The sequence below is a fragment of the Sinorhizobium terangae genome, from assembly GCF_009601505.1.
In the GTDB taxonomy this organism is placed as follows: Bacteria; Pseudomonadota; Alphaproteobacteria; order Rhizobiales; family Rhizobiaceae; genus Sinorhizobium; species Sinorhizobium terangae.
Map to the genome: position 1 here is coordinate 169,979 of NZ_WITC01000057.1, position 16,736 is coordinate 186,714.

Below are 16,736 nucleotides of genomic sequence, written 5' to 3' on the forward strand. Positions count from 1 at the left end.
ATAGTTTTATTTGGTAAAGGATGGAGGGCAATATGGGCTCGAATAGACTTACCGGAATAGTAAAACTAGCGCTTGTGGTCGGCAGTCTGCAGCTTGGCTCCGTTGGCCTCGCTCAAGCGGACACAACGATCCTGAACGTGTCCTATGATCCCACGCGGGAGCTCTACAAGGAATTCAATGCGGCGTTCGCCGAAAAATGGCAGGCCGATACCGGCGAGACGGTGACGATCCAGACCTCCCACGGCGGCTCTGGCAAGCAGGCTCGGTCCGTGATCGACGGCCTCGAGGCGGACGTCGTTACGCTGGCGCTTGAAGCCGATATCGACGCGATCGCCAAGGAGAGCGGAAAAATTCCGGCCGACTGGAAGACCCGCTTCGAAAACAACAGCTCTCCCTACACCTCGACCATCGTTTTCCTCGTTCGCAAGGGCAATCCCAAGGGCATCAAGGATTGGGGCGATCTCGTCAAGGAAGATATCCAGGTGATCACCCCCAACCCGAAGACCTCGGGTGGTGCGCGCTGGAACTTCCTTGCAGCCTGGGCCTGGGCACGAGCTGCCAATGGCGGCGACGATGGCAAGGCCCAGGAGTACGTCGCGCAGTTGTTCAAGCACGTGCCGGTCCTCGACACCGGCGCACGCGGCGCGACGACGACCTTCGTCCAGCGGGGCCTCGGCGACGTGTTGCTCGCCTGGGAAAACGAAGCCTATCTCTCGCTGGAGGAACTCGGGCCTGACAATTTCGAGATCGTAACGCCATCGATCTCGATCAAGGCCGAGCCGCCGGTCGCACTTGTGGACGGCAATGTCGACAGCAAGGGCACGCGGAAGGTGGCGGAAGCCTATCTGAACTATCTCTACAGCGACGTTGGCCAGAAACTGGCAGCCAAGCACTACTACCGGCCCTTCAAGCCGGAGCTGGCCGACCCCAAGGACACGGCGCGCTTCGCCGATGTGAAGCTGGTCACTATTGACGAATTCGGCGGTTGGAAGGAAGCTCAGCCGAAATTCTTCGCCGACGGCGGAATTTTCGACCAGATCTACAAGCCGGGACAATAATATTTCATGGCCTTTCGCAGCAGCAGGCGATGGCAGTTTCGGCAGCCGAGCGTCATTCCGGGTTTCGGATTGGCGCTCGGCGTCACCCTGACATGGCTCACCCTCATCGTACTCATTCCGCTTTCCGGCCTCATCTGGCGCTCGAGCGGCCTCGGCTGGTCGAAATTCTTCGCGCTCGCCTCTGACGAGCGCACCGTCAATGCCTTGACGATCAGCTTCGGTACGGCCTTCGTGGCCGCCGTCATCAATCTCGTTTTCGGTGTCGTGCTTGCCTGGGTGCTCGTGCGCTACCAATTTCCCGGAAAGCGCGTCATCGACGCCATGGTCGATCTGCCGTTCGCGCTGCCGACCGCGGTTGCCGGCATTGCGCTGACGGCGCTCTATGCGCCGAACGGCTGGATCGGTTCGCTTCTCGAACCCCTTGGCATCAAGATCGCCTTCACGCCTGCCGGCATTGTCGTGGCCCTCGTCTTCGTCGGCCTGCCCTTCGTCGTCAGAACGGTTCAGCCGATCATGGAGGAAATCGACAAGGAGGTGGAGGAAGCAGCCGCAACGCTTGGCGCCAGCCGCTATCAGACCATCAGCCGCGTCCTGCTCCCGGGCCTTCTTCCGGCCGGGCTGACGGGCTTCGCGCTCGCCTTCGCGCGTGGCGTCGGCGAATACGGCTCCGTCATATTCATCGCCGGCAACCTGCCTTACGTTTCGGAGATCGCACCGCTCCTGATCATCATTCGCCTGGAAGAGTTCAACTACCCGGCGGCAACCGCGATCGCCGCGGTGATGCTGGCCCTTTCGTTCATCATGCTGCTGGTCATCAACACGATCCAGTCCTGGAGCAGACGGAGATACGGCTATGGCGCATGATGTCGGTTCCGCGTCGATTACGGCGCCGTCAACACTGGTCAAGTCAGCAACCTCGGAGACCCGGCTCGCACGTACGATCCTGATCGTGGTTGCACTCGGTTTCGTGGCGCTGTTCCTGCTGCTGCCGCTTGCCACGGTGTTTATCGAGGCGTTCCGCAAGGGACCGGCAGAGTTCGTCTCGGCGCTACGTGATGCGGAGACGTTTTCCGCCATCCGGTTGACGCTGCTGGTCGCTGCGATCGCCGTGCCGCTCAATCTCGTCTTCGGGGTGGCGGCCGCTTGGGCGATCGCCAAGTTCGAGTTCAAGGGCAAGGCGTTCCTGACGACGTTGATCGACCTGCCCTTCTCGGTGTCGCCGGTGATTTCGGGCCTTGTCTTCGTGCTGCTCTTCGGGTCGCACAGTCTGTTCGGCCCTATCCTGCAGAGGTATGGCATCCAGATCCTCTTTGCCGTGCCCGGGCTGGTGCTCGCAACAGTCTTCGTCACCTTCCCCTTCGTCGCGCGCGAACTGATCCCGCTGATGCAGGAACAGGGCACCAGCGACGAGGAAGCGGCATTGTCGCTTGGCGCCACGGGCTGGCAAACCTTCTGGCATGTGACGCTGCCCAACATCAAATGGGGCCTGCTTTACGGCGTGCTTCTCTGCAACGCCCGCGCCATGGGAGAGTTCGGTGCGGTCTCGGTCGTGTCCGGGCATATTCGCGGCCAAACGAACACCATGCCGTTGCAAGTGGAAATCCTCTATAATGAGTACAATTTCGTCGCCGCCTTTGCAGTGGCGGCACTCCTTGCGCTCCTGGCGCTGGTAACGCTCGTCTTGAAGACGGCACTTGAACTTCGATACAGCGACGAGATCGCTGCCAGCCGCAGGCATTGAAAGGTCCAGACATCCATGGAAGTCCGCGTCCAGAAAATACGCAAGGAATTCGGCCGCTTCCCGGCGCTCGACGACGTCTCGCTCGATATCCGGTCCGGCGAACTGATCGCCTTGCTTGGCCCGTCCGGCTCGGGAAAGACCACGTTGCTGCGCCTCGTCGCCGGGCTCGAGAGCCCGACCGAGGGCATGATCTTCTTCGGCGACGAGGATGCGTCGAAGAAAACGGTGCAGCAACGAAACATCGGCTTCGTCTTCCAGCACTACGCCCTTTTCCGGCACATGACGGTGCTCGACAACGTCTCCTTCGGGCTCAAGGTACGGCCGGCCAACAGGCGGCCGCCAGCGGCCGAAATCCGCCGCCGGGCCCTTGATCTTCTCGATCTGGTACAGCTCTCCGGTCTCGAACGGCGCTATCCGGCCCAGCTTTCCGGCGGCCAGCGCCAGCGCGTGGCGCTCGCGCGCGCCATGGCGGTCGAGCCTAACGTGCTGCTGCTCGATGAGCCCTTCGGAGCGCTCGACGCGCAGGTACGTAAGGAACTCAGACGCTGGCTCAGGGAAATCCACGATCGAACCGGTCACACCACGATCTTCGTCACGCACGACCAGGAGGAGGCCCTCGAACTCGCCGACCGTATCGTCGTCATGAGCAAGGGCGCGATCGAGCAGGTCGGTACGCCGGACGAAATCTATGATCGTCCAGTCTCGCCCTTCGTCTACGGATTCATTGGCCAGTCGAACAGCCTCAACGTAACGCTTGCGAACGGTGAAATCTGGTTCGAGGACCGGCCGATCGGCCTGCGCGCCGCCGACGAACCGGACGGAGAGGCGACGCTCTACTTCCGCCCGCATGACGTCGAGCTCATCGATGGCTGCGGCGGCTGTCTGGCTGGTCTCGTGACGGGCAGCCGCCGCGTGGCCGGAACGCGCCATCTCGAGCTAGACCTTGGGCGGACGCAGCCCTCGGTGGAAATCGAACTGCCGCCGGAACGCGCGACTTCCACCGACCACACCCGCGTCGCCTTCCGGCCGACGAAGTGGAAGCTCTTCCGCAAGGAGGAGAAGCTGCCTGAGGTTCAAAGGACCGTCGCGACACAGACCGCCGAGCTGGCGCGCACCGGCACGTAATGTCCGTCATCGAAGAGCTCATCCGAACCCTCGGCGATGCCGTGCTGATCGGCGACCGGATCACCGAACGCCATCGCAGCGACGCGAGCCTTACCGGGCGAAACCTCCCAAGCGCCGTGGTTCGCCCGGCGAGCACGGCCGACGTCGCGACCGCGCTCAGTATATGCAACACGCATCGTCAAAGCGTGGTGCCGCAGGGTGGCATGACAGGGCTCGCCGGCGGCGCAAACCCCGACTGCGGCGACATCGTCATTTCGATGGAGCGGCTTTCCGGTATTAAGGAGATCGATACGGCGGCCGCGACGATGACGGTGCTTGCCGGAACACCGCTTGAAGTCGCGCAACGCGCGGCCGAGGACGCGGGCTTCCTGCTGCCGATCGATCTCGGCGCGCGCGGCTCGTGCCAGATCGGCGGCAATCTCGCCACCAATGCCGGCGGCATCCGTGTCATCCGCAACGGTGTTGCGCGCGACAATGTCCTGGGCCTCGAGGTCGTGCTCGCCGACGGCACGGTGGTCTCCTCGCTCAACAAGATGATCAAGAACAATACCGGCTACGACCTCAGGCAATTCTTCGTCGGGTCGGAGGGCACGCTCGGCATCATCACCCGCGCCGTGCTGCGCCTGCGCCCCTTGCCGGCCGGGCGGCTGACGGCACTCTGCGCGCTCGACAGCTACGCGGACGTCGTCGCCTTCCTGAAACGCGCTCAGCGGGCGCTTTCCGGTCTCTCCGCATTCGAGGCGATGTGGGAAAGCTATTTCCGCTTCAATTGCGAGGCGGAAGGACGACAATTCTTCGAAACCGCTCCAGCTTTCGCCGCGATCATCGAGCAGGACATCCACGGGCAGGACGGCGAGCGCGAGCAGTTCGAGGCCTTCCTGGGACAGGCCCTTGAAGAGGGGTTGATCAGCGATGCGCTGATCGCCCAGTCGGAGAAGGAGGCCCAGAGCTTCTGGCGCGTGCGCGAAGGCCATGCCATGGACAGGTTGCTGCCTTCCCTCGTCAATCTCGATGTCAGCTTGCCGATCGGCGATATCGGCCGCTTCGCCGAGGAATGCGGCAAGGTGCTTTCCGCCCGGTTTCCATCGGCACATGTCTCCTTCTTCGGCCATGTCGGCGACAGCAATCTCCATATCGCCTTTTCCGTTCCGGACGCGGATCAAGAAACCGCGCATCAGGTCGATGCCGTTGTCTACCCGCTTGTCGCCGCGTATCACGGATCCATTTCCGCGGAACACGGCATCGGCACGCTGAAGCGCGACTTCCTCGATCAGTCCCGCAGCCCGGCCGAACTGGACGTCATGCGCCGGATCAAGAATGCCCTCGACCCGAACGGCATCCTCAATCCCGGCAAGGTGCTTCGCTAACGCAAGAGGCGGCGCCAGCACCAGTGAAAGGACCTGCACATGACCGACAAACAAAGCAACTCAAGATCGGCAATGAACGGAGAGCTCGGCATTCTTGCCAGACGCAAGATCGAGGCGGGGATCATCGCGCCGATCTATGAGGTCATGCGGGAGAAGATCGGTGAGGAACTCGCCCAATCCATTATCGATACCGCGATCACGCGCGCTGCCATCGACGCCGGAAAGGCCTTTGCCGCAAAAACGCCCGGCGGAACCAGCCTGCGGACGTTTCAGGAATTGCAGGATCTCTGGACTCAGGACGACGCGCTGACGATCGAGGTCGTCAAGGCGACGGACGAGGAGTTCCATTACAATGTGCTGCGCTGTCGTTATGCCGAGACCTATCGGGAAATGGGTCTGGGACATATCGGGCATCTTTTGTCCTGCAACCGCGACGGCGTATTCTGCACCGGCTATGACCGGCGCATCACGCTCGAGCGGACGCAGACGGTGATGCAGGGCGCATCCCATTGCGACTTCAAATATCGCCTGAACAAGACCGCCGATCCGTCCTCCAAGTAAGCGTTGCGCGGACGCGGGATGCGGGTGGCTAATCCGTCTAAAGCCAGGAGGCTGGCGATTTCGGCAGCCTGCCTTCTGGATCGATGACCTCAAGGCGTGGCGCACCCGCGCCGTTCCAGCGCCAGAGCGCGACGCAGGTACCGCCGGGCGACATGAAAGACGGGTAGATCACGCCGTGAAATTCGCGGGCCAGGAGATGGGTCTGCAGCTTGTGGGTCTGCGGCACTGCGCCTTTGTCGAGGTCGTCCCGCCATTCGCATCGGTGGATGGCATCCGTCAGGCCAAGCTCCTCAAGAACATGGGCGTCCGTGAGATCGGCCAGCCGCGCATCGTAAAGCTCGAGCCGTACGATCAGCGCCGGATGCTGCACGAAACCCTGATTGTATTCGGCCCAGGCGGTCGAAAGTTCGCGCGCGGCGTAGATGGTCGGCATGCCGACCGGATTCCATCGGCCGCCGAAGCGCGCCGCACCCTCGCCGGAAAGCGGGACATGAGCCCAGCGCGGCACGAAGGCGCGCCAGAGCGGCATCGGCCCGGCAGGCGGCGGCTGCTCTAAGTTGGAGCGGGATGCGGACGGAAAACCGCTCACACTTTCCTCATCCGGCTCTAGGCGTAGACGCCGGCGCGAACAGCTTCCAGATAAGCGAGCACCTTGTCGGCCTTGCCTTCACCGACGAGATCGAACGCCGTCCTTCCGGCCCAGCCGGGGATCGGCTGATGCTTGAACCAGATGACGGCGCGGGCCTCGTCGCCCGCCATTTCGGACGCCATGGCGAGGATGCGGACGACCTTGCTCAGGGCGCTATCGACCTTGCGGGCGCCGCTCTTGGCTGTCAGCGTGTTCCGCGCGACGCCAATCAGCTTGGCGAGTTCGGCGAGCGTTATGCCCAGACGGTCGGCGACAAGGCGTGCCGACAGGAACGGGGAGTGATCCTCCCCGAAGCGGGCGGCGGGAATGTCCAGGTTGAGGGCGACCATGGCAAAACTCGATCCTGTTTTGATCAGCACAGGGATAAAGTATGCTCAATCCGCGGTCATTTCAAGCGCAAGCTTACTGCACGTTTCCTGAATCGTAGTCGATTCAAGCATAAAAACATGCAGCAATTCAAAGTGCTACAGCACCCTTTGCGCGTCTGATAAAACGCGCGATGCAGTAGCTCATCACGGCCAGGAGGGCGCCCGCCGGTCGAAGAAGGCGGAGACCCCTTCCCGGGCTTCCTCCGTTTCCCAGATGTCGGCAAGCTGCTCGATCGTCGCTGCGATGACGGCATCCGTGATGGGCATGCCAAGCGATCGCGCCAGGCGTTTGGCCCTTCCGGCTGCTTGCGGCGCGGCGGCAAGATAGGGGGGGATTTCCGCATCGACAGCGGCGTCCAATTGGCCAACGTCAACCACGACCGTCGCAAGACCGGCGGCAAGCGCCTCCTCCGCGTCAAAAAGCCGTGCCGACATGAACAGCGGTCGCGCCCTTCCCTCGCCGATCCTGGCAACGACATAGGGACTGATCGTAGCCGGGATCAGCCCGAGCCTTGCCTCCGTCAGGCCGAACTTTGCGCCCGCCGCCGCAACGACGGCGTCGCAAACGCTCATCAGCCCGATCCCGCCGCCAAAGGCATTGCCATGCACCCGGGCGATCAGCGGCTTCGGCATTTCGTTCAGCGCCTTGAACATCATCGCCAGCCGCGTCGCCTCGGCAATCCGCTCCTGCCGGTCGGCGTCGAACTGCTGGCGCATCCAGTCGAGATCGCCGCCTGCACAAAAGCTCTTCCCCTCGCCGGCGAGGATGACGACACGGACCGCCTTGTCATCGCCAAGCCGGACCGCCGCATCCGTGAGTTCGCCGATCATCGCGGCGGAAAGCGCGTTGTGCTTTTCCGGACGGGCGAGCGTCAGCCGGGCGATGCCCCGTTCGTTGACAGTGCACCGGATCGTTTGCTCAGTCATGCTGCACTCCTCAGGGATCGGGCGAAGGCCGCCGCGCGATCGAGCTTTGCAGTGTCGAGGCCGGTCGAAAATCCTTTCGTCTGCAGGAAGGCATTCACCGCAAGCGTATCGACGTTACCGGCGGCGCCCGGGGCATAGGGGCAACCGCCGAGCCCTCCGGTCGAGGCGTCGAACACCCGCAGGCCGCGATCAAGGCCGACGGCGATATTTTCCAGCGCCCGGCTGGACGTGTTGTGGAAATGACCCGCAAGCTTCGCCGCGTCGATGTCGCCAAGCACCGTCGCCAGCATGATATCGACGGCTTCGGGCGTGCCGCGCCCGATCGTGTCGCCGAGACTGATCTCGTAGCAGCCGAGCTCGGAAAGAAGGCGTGCGACGCGGGCAGTGGCCTCCGGCGCGATCGGACCCTCGTAAGGGCACTCGACGACGCAGCTGACATAGCCGCGCATCGGAATTCCATGGTGCCGGCTTGCCTCCGCGACCGGGAGGAAGCGCTCGATGCTCTCGGCAATCGAGCAGTTGATGTTCTTCTCGGAGAAAGTTTCGGAGGCGGAGGCAAAGACCGCCACCTCGTCAGCGCCGGCGGCGAGTGCGGCATCGAAGCCCCTGATGTTCGGCGTCAACGCCGCGTAGCGAACGCCGGGGCGCCGCGCGATGCCGGCCATGACCGCCGGGGCATCTGCCATCTGCGGCACCCATCTCGGGCTGACGAAGCTCGTCACCTCGATACGCTCGAAGCCGCAATCGGAGAGCAGGTCGACGAGCCGGATCTTGTCATCGGTATCGACGAGCCGGGGCTCGTTCTGGAGGCCGTCGCGCGGCGCCATCTCGACAATCGTGACATGCTCGCTTGCCGAGGATGTCATTGTGCGGCCTCCTCACTGAGCGATACAAGGACGGTGCCTTCGCTGACCTGCGTGCCCTCGGCCACGTGCACGCTCGCGACCGTTCCCTGCCGCGAAGCCGAAAGCGTAAGTTCCATCTTCATCGCCTCCATCACCACCAGCGGCTGGCCCTTGGCGACGGTCTCCCCGGCGGCGACACGGACCATCTTGACGAGCCCCGGCATCGGCGCCACGAGTTCATCGTCGGCAATCTCCCCGCCATGTCCGCCGGACAACGCATCCGGCAGGTGAAACACAAGGTTCCGGCCATCGAGAAACAATGTCAGCATCTCGCCCTGCTGGAGGAAGCGAAGCGTTCGCCTCTGCCCGGCCACTTCCAGCCGCGCACCGTTTTCGAAGCGTTCGAGCACGAGCACCGGCAAGGTGCTCGTCCCGGCACGAACGGCGAACTGATCGCGTCCGCGCGACGCGAGCGTGACGGCCGCGCGCCCGTTCGCGTGGTCGATGGAAACCGTCCGGTGGGCGTCGCCCCAGATCTGCCAATAGCCGAGCGAGGCCCAGGGATCGCTGGAGGTCATTGGCTGGAGGACGCCGGTGGAGACGATTGCGGCCAGCGCCAATGCTTCGTCGTCCGGGTCGCTCGGCGCCACCAGCCGCTCGACCGTCCGGTCGATCAGTCCCGTGTCCGGCCTGCCGGCGCGAAAATCCTGTTCGTCCGTCAGCCTGATGAGAAAATCGAGATTGGTAACAGTTCCGCCGATCTGGACCTCCTTCAAGGCCGCCTTCAGCCGGGCGAGCGCTGCCGACCGTGTCCCCGCATGCACGATCAGCTTGGCGATCAGCGGATCGTAAAAGGGCGTTATCGAGTCCCCCTGCTGCACGCCGGAGTCGATGCGCGTGTTGCTGTCCGGAAAGCTCAAGTGCGCCAGCCGGCCGGTCGCCGGCAGGAAGCCGCGGGTGGGATCCTCGGCATAGATTCGTGCCTCGAAGGACCAACCGTCTATGCTGATCTCGCCCTGCTTTTTCGGCAGCGGCTCGCCGGCTGCAACGCGCAACTGCCATTCGACCAGATCGAGCCCGGTGACCGCCTCGGTGACCGGATGCTCGACCTGCAGCCGCGTATTCATTTCCATGAAATAGAAATGGTCCGGCCAGAGGCCGTTGGTCACGTCGGCTATGAATTCGACTGTGCCGGCGCCGACATAGCCGATCGCATGCGCGGCCCTGACCGCGGCGTCACCCATGGCGCGGCGCACTTCGGCGGTCATGCCCGGGGCCGGCGCCTCCTCGATCACCTTCTGGTGCCGCCGCTGCAACGAGCAGTCGCGTTCGAAAAGATGAACGATGTTGCCGTGCCGATCCCCGAAAATCTGGACCTCGATGTGGCGGGGGCGGTTCAGATATTTCTCGATCAGGACCCCGCCGTCGCCGAAGGAGGCCTGCGCTTCCCGCTGCGCGGATTCCAGCGCCGAAGCGAAGTCCTCTCGCCGCTCCACGCGCCGCATGCCCTTGCCGCCGCCGCCGGCGCGCGCCTTGATCAGCACCGGATAGCCGATTTCCGCAGCCTGGGCTGCCAGGAACTCAGGGTCCTGGTGGTCGCCGTGATAACCCGGCACGACGGGCACGCCGGACTGCTCCATCAGCGCCTTGGCCGCATCCTTGAGCCCCATGGCCCGGATCGCTTCCGGTGGCGGCCCCACGAAAGCGATTCCGGCGGCTTCGACCGCCTCGGCAAAATCGGCGTTCTCGGAGAGGAAGCCATAGCCCGGATGGATGGCGTCAGCGCCGACGGCCCTTGCGGCCTCGATGACGCGGTCGATCGCAAGGTAGCTTTCGGCTGCATTCGCGGGGCCGATCCGCACCGCCTCATCGGCGAGCATCACATGAAGCGCATAGCCATCCGCATCGGAATAGACGGCAACGGTGCGAATGCCGAGCCGCCGGGCGGTGCGAATGATGCGGCAGGCGATCTCGCCGCGATTGGCAATCAGGAGTTTGGAAAACATGCCCCTCGGTTCCGCTTCTATTCTGCCGCCATCACTTCGACTTCCAGGAGCCAGCCGGAATCAAAGAGCCCGGCTATCACGAGCGTCATCGCCGGTGCCAATGCACCGAGGTAGTCGCTGCGGATCTCGCGGTTTGCGAGGACATGGCTCCTGTCGGCGAGGTAGGTCGTCACCTTGACGATATTGTCCTTGGTCATGCCGGCGGCCTTGAGCTGAGCGTCAATGTTCAGCCAGACCTGGCGTGCCTGCGCCTCGAATCCTTCCGGCAGGACGCCATCGGAGGTCATCGGAATCTGGCCGCTGACGAAGAGCAGGCGTTGAAAATTTTCGACGCTGACGGCCTGCGAGTAGCCGCCACGCGGCTGCGGTGCATTGATCGCGTTGATATTGTCGCGTTTCATGGCCCACCTCCCCTACATCCTGAACAATCCGAAACGTGTGTCCTCGATCGGGGCGTTGAGTGCCGCCGACAGCGACAATGCGAGCACGTCCCGGCTTTTGCGCGGATCGACGACGCCGTCATCCCAAAGACGCGCCGAGGCATAGAGCGGATGGCTTTGCCGCTCGAAAAGATCGAGCACCGGCTGGCGGAAACGCGCCTCCTCCTCCTCGTTCCACGGCGTGCCCGCGCGCCGCAAGGCTTCGCCGCGCACCGTCGAGAGCACGCCCGCCGCCTGTTCGCCGCCCATCACCGAAATGCGGCTGTTCGGCCAGGTCCAGAGGAAGCGCGGTGAAAAGGCTCGCCCGCACATGCCGTAGTTGCCTGCCCCGAACGATCCGCCGACCAGCATGGTGACCTTTGGCACCTTCACTGTGGCCACCGCCGTCACCAGCTTGGCGCCATGCTTGGCGATGCCTTCGGTCTCGTATTTGCGGCCGACCATGAAGCCGGTGATGTTCTGCAGGAAAACGAGCGGGATCCTGCGCTGCGCGCAGAGTTCGACGAAATGGCTTCCCTTCAGCGCCGACTCTGAAAACAGCACGCCGTTGTTGGCGATGATGCCGACCGGTATGCCATGAATATGGGCGAAGCCGCAGACGAGCGAGGTTCCGAAACGCGCCTTGAATTCGTCGAAACGGGAGCCATCGACAATCCGGGCGATCACCTCGCGGATCTCATAGGGCGTTCTGAGGTCGGCCGGCACGATCCCGGCGATTTCCTCCGGATCGTAGAGGGGCGGCTCCGGCGTGCGAAGCTCGACCGACGTTGGTTTTTCACGGTTCAAGCCCGATACGGTGCGCCGCGCCAAGGCCAGTGCATGCGCATCGTCGCGCGCCAGATGATCGGCAACGCCCGACAGTCGCGTGTGGACGTCTGCGCCGCCGAGGTCCTCTGCCGAGACCACTTCGCCGGTCGCCGCCCGCACCAGCGGAGGGCCGGCCAGGAAGATCGTGCCCTGCCCCTCGACGATGATCGCCTCGTCGGACATGGCCGGCACGTAGGCGCCGCCCGCCGTGCACGAACCCATGACGACGGCGATCTGCGGGATGCCGGCAGCCGACATGTTCGCCTGGTTGTAGAAGATCCGGCCGAAATGCTCGCGATCGGGAAAAACCTCGTCCTGGTTCGGCAGGTTGGCACCGCCGGAATCGACCAGGTAGACGCAGGGAAGCCGGTTTTCGGCGGCAATTTCCTGCGCCCTCAGATGCTTCTTGACGGTCATCGGGTAATAGGTGCCGCCTTTGACGGTCGGATCGTTGCAGACGATCATGCATTCGCGCCCGGCGATCCGGCCGATGCCGGTAATGAGCCCGGCACCCGGCGCGTCGCCGTTGTACATACCGTGCGCGGCCGTGGCGCCGACCTCCAGAAAGGGCGTGCCAGGATCGATCAGGGAAGCGACCCTGTCGCGCGGCAGCAGCTTGCCGCGACTGACATGGCGCTCCCGCGCCTTCTCGCCGCCGCCGCTGACGGCGAGCCGCACCGCCTCCTCGACCGTCGCGATGGCATCCGTCATCGCTGCGTAGTTGCTCTGGTAGAGGTCGGAGGATGCCGAGATATGCGATCTCAAGATTGTCATGAAGCCCTCAGGCACGGGATTTGACCAAGATGCGCGACGAACGGCAGTCGCCGTTCGTCTATTTCGTTTCCGCGAACAGCTCGCGCCCGATCAGCATCCGGCGGATCTCGCTCGTGCCGGCGCCGATCTCGTAGAGCTTGGCGTCACGCAGCAGGCGGCCGGCCGGGTAGTCGTTGGTGTAGCCGTTGCCCCCAAGCGCCTGGATCGCCTCGAGCGCCAATGCGGTCGCCTTTTCCGCCGCATAGAGGATGCAGCCGGCGGCATCCTTACGCGCGGTTTCGCCGCGGTCGCACGCTGCCGCCACCGCATAGACATAGGCGCGCGCCGCATTCATCGTCACGTACATGTCGGCAAGCTTTCCCTGCATCAACTGGAACTCGCCGATCGGCTGGCCGAACTGCTTGCGTTCATGGAGATAGGGGACGACGACATCGAGGCAAGCCGCCATGATGCCGAGCGGCCCGGCCGACAGCACCACGCGCTCATAGTCGAGGCCGGACATCAGGACATTGACGCCGCGGCCTTCCGCGCCGAGCACGTTTTCTTCCGGCACCTGGCAGTCCCTGAATATGAGTTCGCAGGTGTTGGAGCCGCGCATGCCGAGCTTGTCGAGCTTCTGGCCGGTCGAGAAGCCGGCGAAACCCCTTTCGACGAGGAAGGCGGTGATGCCGCGCGGGCCGGCGGCCGGATCGGTCTTGGCATAGACCACCAGTACATCGGCGTCCGGGCCATTGGTGATCCACATCTTGTTGCCGTTCAGCACGTAGCGGTCGCCGCGCTTGTCGGCCTTGAGCGTCATCGAGACCACGTCGGAGCCGGCACCCGGTTCGGACATGGCGAGCGCACCGACATGTTCGCCGGAAATGAGCTTCGGCAGATATTTGGCCTTTTGCGCGGAGCTGCCGTTGCGGTTGATCTGGTTGACGCAGAGATTGGAGTGGGCGCCGTAGCTTAGGCCGACGGAGGCGGATGCGCGGCTGATTTCCTCCATCGCGACGCAATGGGCGAGGTACCCCATGCCGGCACCGCCATAGGCCTCGTCGGCGGTAATGCCGAGCACGCCGAGCTCTCCCATCTCCCGCCAGAGGGGCGCGGGAAACGCATTGCTCCGGTCCGTCTCCTCCGCGAGTGGCGCGATCCGTTCGCTCGCAAACCGGCGTACGCTGTCGCGCAGCGCGTCGATGTCATCGCCGAGGGCGAAGCTCAGTCCACCTTGATACATGTCTTTTCTCCTCCGCATGCCTCCGGCGGCGATCTCCTCATCGCCGTCAGAAACAGGCCTCGCGGGCATCCTCCTCGATGCACGATCGCCGACTGCGCCGCGCGTCTTTCCTGACGCGCTTTGGTTCATGAATCGCTGCATCGTAACGCCGCACGGCCATTGCCGCGAACGATAACATCGCGCTCGGCTAATTTCCTTCCAAAGAGCTTGGCAGCCAAGCACGATTTGAAAAGGGGAAGGCTCACCTACGGCAGATCGATGCTTTGCACCCGGCATGGGTCGCGCCCACGCGATGCCGCGATTCGAGACGGATGACGGGCATCGAATCCCGAGCAATCAGCGCGCGCTACATCCTGCCGAGGGCGCCAAGCGCCTCATCGACGATTGCGTCCAGCGACTGGTCGATGTCGACCGTCACGGTCTTCGCCTCGCCGGTCGGATCTTCCAGGGTTGCGAGTTGGGTCTTCAACAAGGACGCAGGCATGAAGTGGCCGGTGCGGTGCTGCATCCGTTCCGCCAGCACCGCCTCGCTTCCATGGAGATGGACGAAGGCCAATCCCTCCGGTGCGCATTCACGCAGCTTCTGACGATAACTCACTTTGAGCGCCGAGCAGGCAACGACGGCCGGGCCCGCATTTTCCGCGAGCTTACGGCCGATCGCCGCAAGCCATGGCCAGCGGTCATCGTCGGTCAGCGGAATGCCCTCGGACATCTTCTTGATGTTCTCGGGCGGATGCAGAGCGTCCCCTTCGATGAAGGGATAGCCATAGGCCTTCGCAATCCGTTCGCCCACAGATGATTTTCCGCTTCCCGACACACCCATCACGATGATCGAGCCTGGAAATCGGTGCTCCGACACCGTGTCTTTCTGTCTCTTCTCGATCATTGTCCTGGACCTGTCTTCCCTGTCTGCTGGCGAGCAATTGCGCTTCCGCTCATAGCTTCCGCGCCGCCGGTGGGCAAGCGGCATGGCCGATCGGCGGAAGGACTGCCGCGATGCCAGAGAGGACTGCACAAAAGGAAACACTTGAATTTCTCCAAACTTCCACGTATTTTTCTAAAATGGACGTGACGGACAGAAAAATCATTGGAATTCTTGCGAACGACGCTCGCACGTCGCTGACCGATATAGGTGCGGCGATCGACCTCTCGCCGTCCGCGGTCAACGAACGCATCCGCCGTCTGGTCGCAAGTGGCACGATCCGCCGCTTTACGCTCGACGTGGATCATCGCGCCCTTGGCCTCGACGTTCTGGCCTTCGTCTGGATCGCCCTTTCGGCCGATGCCGATGAAGCCGAATTCCGTGCCTTCATGGCGGCGCACCCGGTCGTCGCCGAATGCCATCACGTGACCGGCTCGTGGTCCTATTGCGTCAAGATCCGCATGCCGACGCTCGGCGACATTGAGCCGTTTCTCTCGGAGCTGAAGGCACGGCGATATCTCGCCCGCAGCGAAACCGTCATCGCGCTTTCGACCGTTGCTGATAACCTCTTCACAGGACCGGAGGTCCGCTAGAGATGTCCGTATTGCTCTTCGGCAAAGGCCTCCTGCTCGGCCTAGCCATTGCCGCGCCGGTCGGGCCGATCGGCGCGCTTTGCATCAGCCGCACGCTGACGCGCGGCTTTTGGGCCGGCGTCGCCGGCGGCCTTGGAACCGCGCTCGCAGACGCCACCTACGCGATGCTTGCTGCGGTCGGGTTTGCGGCATTCGCTGCCGCGCTTTCCGTGATCGCAACGCCACTCGGTCTGGTGGGAGGCCTGTTCTTGATCTGGCTCGGCTGGCGCGGACTGGCGCCGAAACCCGTTGCCGCGGCCGCCGAGATCGACGCGCGCGATCTCTTTCACACGACGACCGCGACCTTCTTCCTGACGATCGCCAACCCGACGACCATCCTCTCCTTCGCTGCCATCTTTGCGGGGCTCGGGCTTTCGACGGTCGGCGAAGGAGCAAAGGGCGCAATTGTTGTTTCGGGCGTCTTTCTCGGCTCGCTCGCCTGGTGGTTTTTCCTGAGCGGCGGCGTCGCGCTTGCCAAGACGCGGCTCCCGGACAGTTTCGCCACCTGGGCGTCGCGCCTTTCCGGGCTTCTGCTTATCGGATTCGGCGCAACCGCGCTCGCCTCGACGGCAATCCGGTTTGTCTGACGCCTTCGCAGTCAGCCGGCGCAGCGCATATGCCTTGTGCGCGACATAATCACGACGCAACACAATCACAAAATGTGTTTCAGCCCCCGGTTTCTGGCGCGCGCTGATTGCATCACATCATTTATTCGAGCAAACTTATATGGACGAGGTCGAACCGTTCCGAGGAGAATCACTGCGATGAATAAAAAGGATCCCAACCCGATAGATACCTTTGTCGGTTCTCGTGTCCGAATGCGCAGACTGATGGTCGGGCTGAGCCAGGAGAAGCTGGCCGACGGCTTGGGCATCACGTTCCAGCAGGTACAGAAATACGAAAAGGGCACAAACCGCATCGGCGCGAGCCGCCTGCAGGCGATCGCCGATATCCTGGGCGTCCACCCGAGCTTCTTCTTCCAACGCGAAGACGACAAGCCGTCGGGACGGGACAGCGCCGGCGACATGCATGAATCGAACGAGATTTCTTCCTTCGTGGCCTCGAAGGAAGGCATCGCGCTCAACAGGGCCTTCCTGAAGATCGCCGATCCGGTGTTGCGCAAGAAGATCATCTCGCTCGTTGCCGCCATGGCCCAGGCACCGGATATGGAGTCGACGAGCGCGATCTCCGGGGCGCGTCGCACCGAGCCTCTGCACGGCTAGAGACCACGGCGCTGCGCGTCTTATCAGACGCGCAAAGAGCGCGGTAGCGCTTTGAATTGCTGCATGTTT

General features: G+C 63.3%; 18 protein-coding genes. 9 read left to right on the forward strand and 9 right to left on the reverse strand.

Annotation, left to right across the window (positions count from 1 at the left end; all coding sequences use genetic code 11):
- The first annotated feature begins 32 nt into the window (after positions 1-32).
- From GHK62_RS14760 to GHK62_RS14785, 6 genes are read left to right on the forward strand one after another with little or no spacing between them, the layout of a single operon-like run.
- Complete coding sequence (locus GHK62_RS14760) at positions 33-1,058, forward strand: sulfate ABC transporter substrate-binding protein (RefSeq protein ID WP_153439901.1); 1,026 nt, start codon at positions 33-35, stop codon at positions 1,056-1,058.
- A 6-nt stretch (positions 1,059-1,064) separates the two neighbouring features.
- Positions 1,065-1,922, forward strand: a complete 858-nt coding sequence (gene cysT, locus GHK62_RS14765; RefSeq protein WP_153439902.1) for a sulfate ABC transporter permease subunit CysT — start codon at positions 1,065-1,067, stop codon at positions 1,920-1,922.
- On the forward strand, positions 1,912-2,799 hold the full coding sequence (gene cysW, locus GHK62_RS14770) for a sulfate ABC transporter permease subunit CysW (protein ID WP_153439903.1): 888 nt from the start codon (positions 1,912-1,914) through the stop codon (positions 2,797-2,799). The genes cysT and cysW overlap by 11 nt, the downstream gene beginning before the upstream one ends.
- Before the next feature lie 15 nt (positions 2,800-2,814).
- Positions 2,815-3,924 carry a sulfate/molybdate ABC transporter ATP-binding protein gene (locus GHK62_RS14775; protein WP_153439904.1) on the forward strand — a complete coding sequence of 370 codons (1,110 nt, stop codon included), beginning with the start codon at positions 2,815-2,817 and terminating at the stop codon, positions 3,922-3,924.
- Positions 3,924-5,291 carry an FAD-binding oxidoreductase gene (locus GHK62_RS14780; protein ID WP_153439905.1) on the forward strand — a complete coding sequence of 456 codons (1,368 nt, stop codon included), beginning with the start codon at positions 3,924-3,926 and terminating at the stop codon, positions 5,289-5,291. Before GHK62_RS14775 ends, GHK62_RS14780 begins: the two co-directional genes overlap by 1 nt.
- 39 nt (positions 5,292-5,330) lie before the next feature.
- The gene (locus GHK62_RS14785; RefSeq protein ID WP_153439906.1) at positions 5,331-5,852 is read left to right on the forward strand and encodes an L-2-amino-thiazoline-4-carboxylic acid hydrolase; all 522 of its coding nucleotides are present in this window, start codon (positions 5,331-5,333) and stop codon (positions 5,850-5,852) included.
- Positions 5,853-5,889: 37 nt separating this feature from the next.
- On the opposite strand, the gene GHK62_RS14790 is transcribed toward GHK62_RS14785, so the two are convergent.
- From GHK62_RS14790 to GHK62_RS14830, 9 genes are all read right to left on the reverse strand, one after another.
- The gene (locus GHK62_RS14790) at positions 5,890-6,381 is read right to left on the reverse strand and encodes an RES family NAD+ phosphorylase (protein WP_153440044.1); all 492 of its coding nucleotides are present in this window, start codon (positions 6,379-6,381) and stop codon (positions 5,890-5,892) included.
- Between the two features lie 77 nt (positions 6,382-6,458).
- Positions 6,459-6,830, reverse strand: a complete 372-nt coding sequence (locus GHK62_RS14795; protein WP_153439907.1) for a DUF2384 domain-containing protein — start codon at positions 6,828-6,830, stop codon at positions 6,459-6,461.
- A 183-nt stretch (positions 6,831-7,013) separates the two neighbouring features.
- Complete coding sequence (locus GHK62_RS14800) at positions 7,014-7,796, reverse strand: crotonase/enoyl-CoA hydratase family protein (protein WP_153439908.1); 783 nt, start codon at positions 7,794-7,796, stop codon at positions 7,014-7,016.
- Positions 7,793-8,662 (reverse strand): hydroxymethylglutaryl-CoA lyase, encoded by an 870-nt coding sequence (locus tag GHK62_RS14805; RefSeq protein ID WP_153439909.1) that lies wholly within the window; start codon positions 8,660-8,662, stop codon positions 7,793-7,795. The genes GHK62_RS14800 and GHK62_RS14805 overlap by 4 nt, the downstream gene beginning before the upstream one ends.
- Positions 8,659-10,647 carry an acetyl/propionyl/methylcrotonyl-CoA carboxylase subunit alpha gene (locus GHK62_RS14810; RefSeq protein ID WP_153439910.1) on the reverse strand — a complete coding sequence of 663 codons (1,989 nt, stop codon included), beginning with the start codon at positions 10,645-10,647 and terminating at the stop codon, positions 8,659-8,661. Before GHK62_RS14810 ends, GHK62_RS14805 begins: the two co-directional genes overlap by 4 nt.
- Before the next feature lie 17 nt (positions 10,648-10,664).
- A complete protein-coding gene (locus GHK62_RS14815; protein WP_153439911.1) occupies positions 10,665-11,048 on the reverse strand; it encodes a RidA family protein in 384 nt (127 codons plus the stop codon).
- Between the two features lie 12 nt (positions 11,049-11,060).
- Positions 11,061-12,668: a carboxyl transferase domain-containing protein gene (locus GHK62_RS14820; RefSeq protein WP_153439912.1), complete on the reverse strand. Its 1,608-nt coding sequence runs from the start codon at positions 12,666-12,668 to the stop codon at positions 11,061-11,063.
- Positions 12,669-12,726: 58 nt separating this feature from the next.
- On the reverse strand, positions 12,727-13,890 hold the full coding sequence (locus GHK62_RS14825) for an isovaleryl-CoA dehydrogenase (protein ID WP_153439913.1): 1,164 nt from the start codon (positions 13,888-13,890) through the stop codon (positions 12,727-12,729).
- A gap of 346 nt (positions 13,891-14,236) precedes the next feature.
- Positions 14,237-14,776 carry a gluconokinase gene (locus GHK62_RS14830; RefSeq protein ID WP_153439914.1) on the reverse strand — a complete coding sequence of 180 codons (540 nt, stop codon included), beginning with the start codon at positions 14,774-14,776 and terminating at the stop codon, positions 14,237-14,239.
- A 176-nt stretch (positions 14,777-14,952) separates the two neighbouring features.
- On the opposite strand from GHK62_RS14830, the gene GHK62_RS14835 reads away from it, so the two are divergent.
- From GHK62_RS14835 to GHK62_RS14845, 3 genes are all read left to right on the forward strand, one after another.
- Positions 14,953-15,405, forward strand: coding sequence for an Lrp/AsnC family transcriptional regulator (locus tag GHK62_RS14835; RefSeq protein ID WP_167528255.1), 453 nt, complete (start codon positions 14,953-14,955; stop codon positions 15,403-15,405).
- A 2-nt stretch (positions 15,406-15,407) separates the two neighbouring features.
- Positions 15,408-16,031 carry a LysE family translocator gene (locus GHK62_RS14840; protein ID WP_167528256.1) on the forward strand — a complete coding sequence of 208 codons (624 nt, stop codon included), beginning with the start codon at positions 15,408-15,410 and terminating at the stop codon, positions 16,029-16,031.
- A gap of 177 nt (positions 16,032-16,208) precedes the next feature.
- Positions 16,209-16,667, forward strand: a complete 459-nt coding sequence (locus tag GHK62_RS14845) for a helix-turn-helix domain-containing protein (protein WP_153439916.1) — start codon at positions 16,209-16,211, stop codon at positions 16,665-16,667.
- Positions 16,668-16,736: the final 69 nt, after the last annotated feature.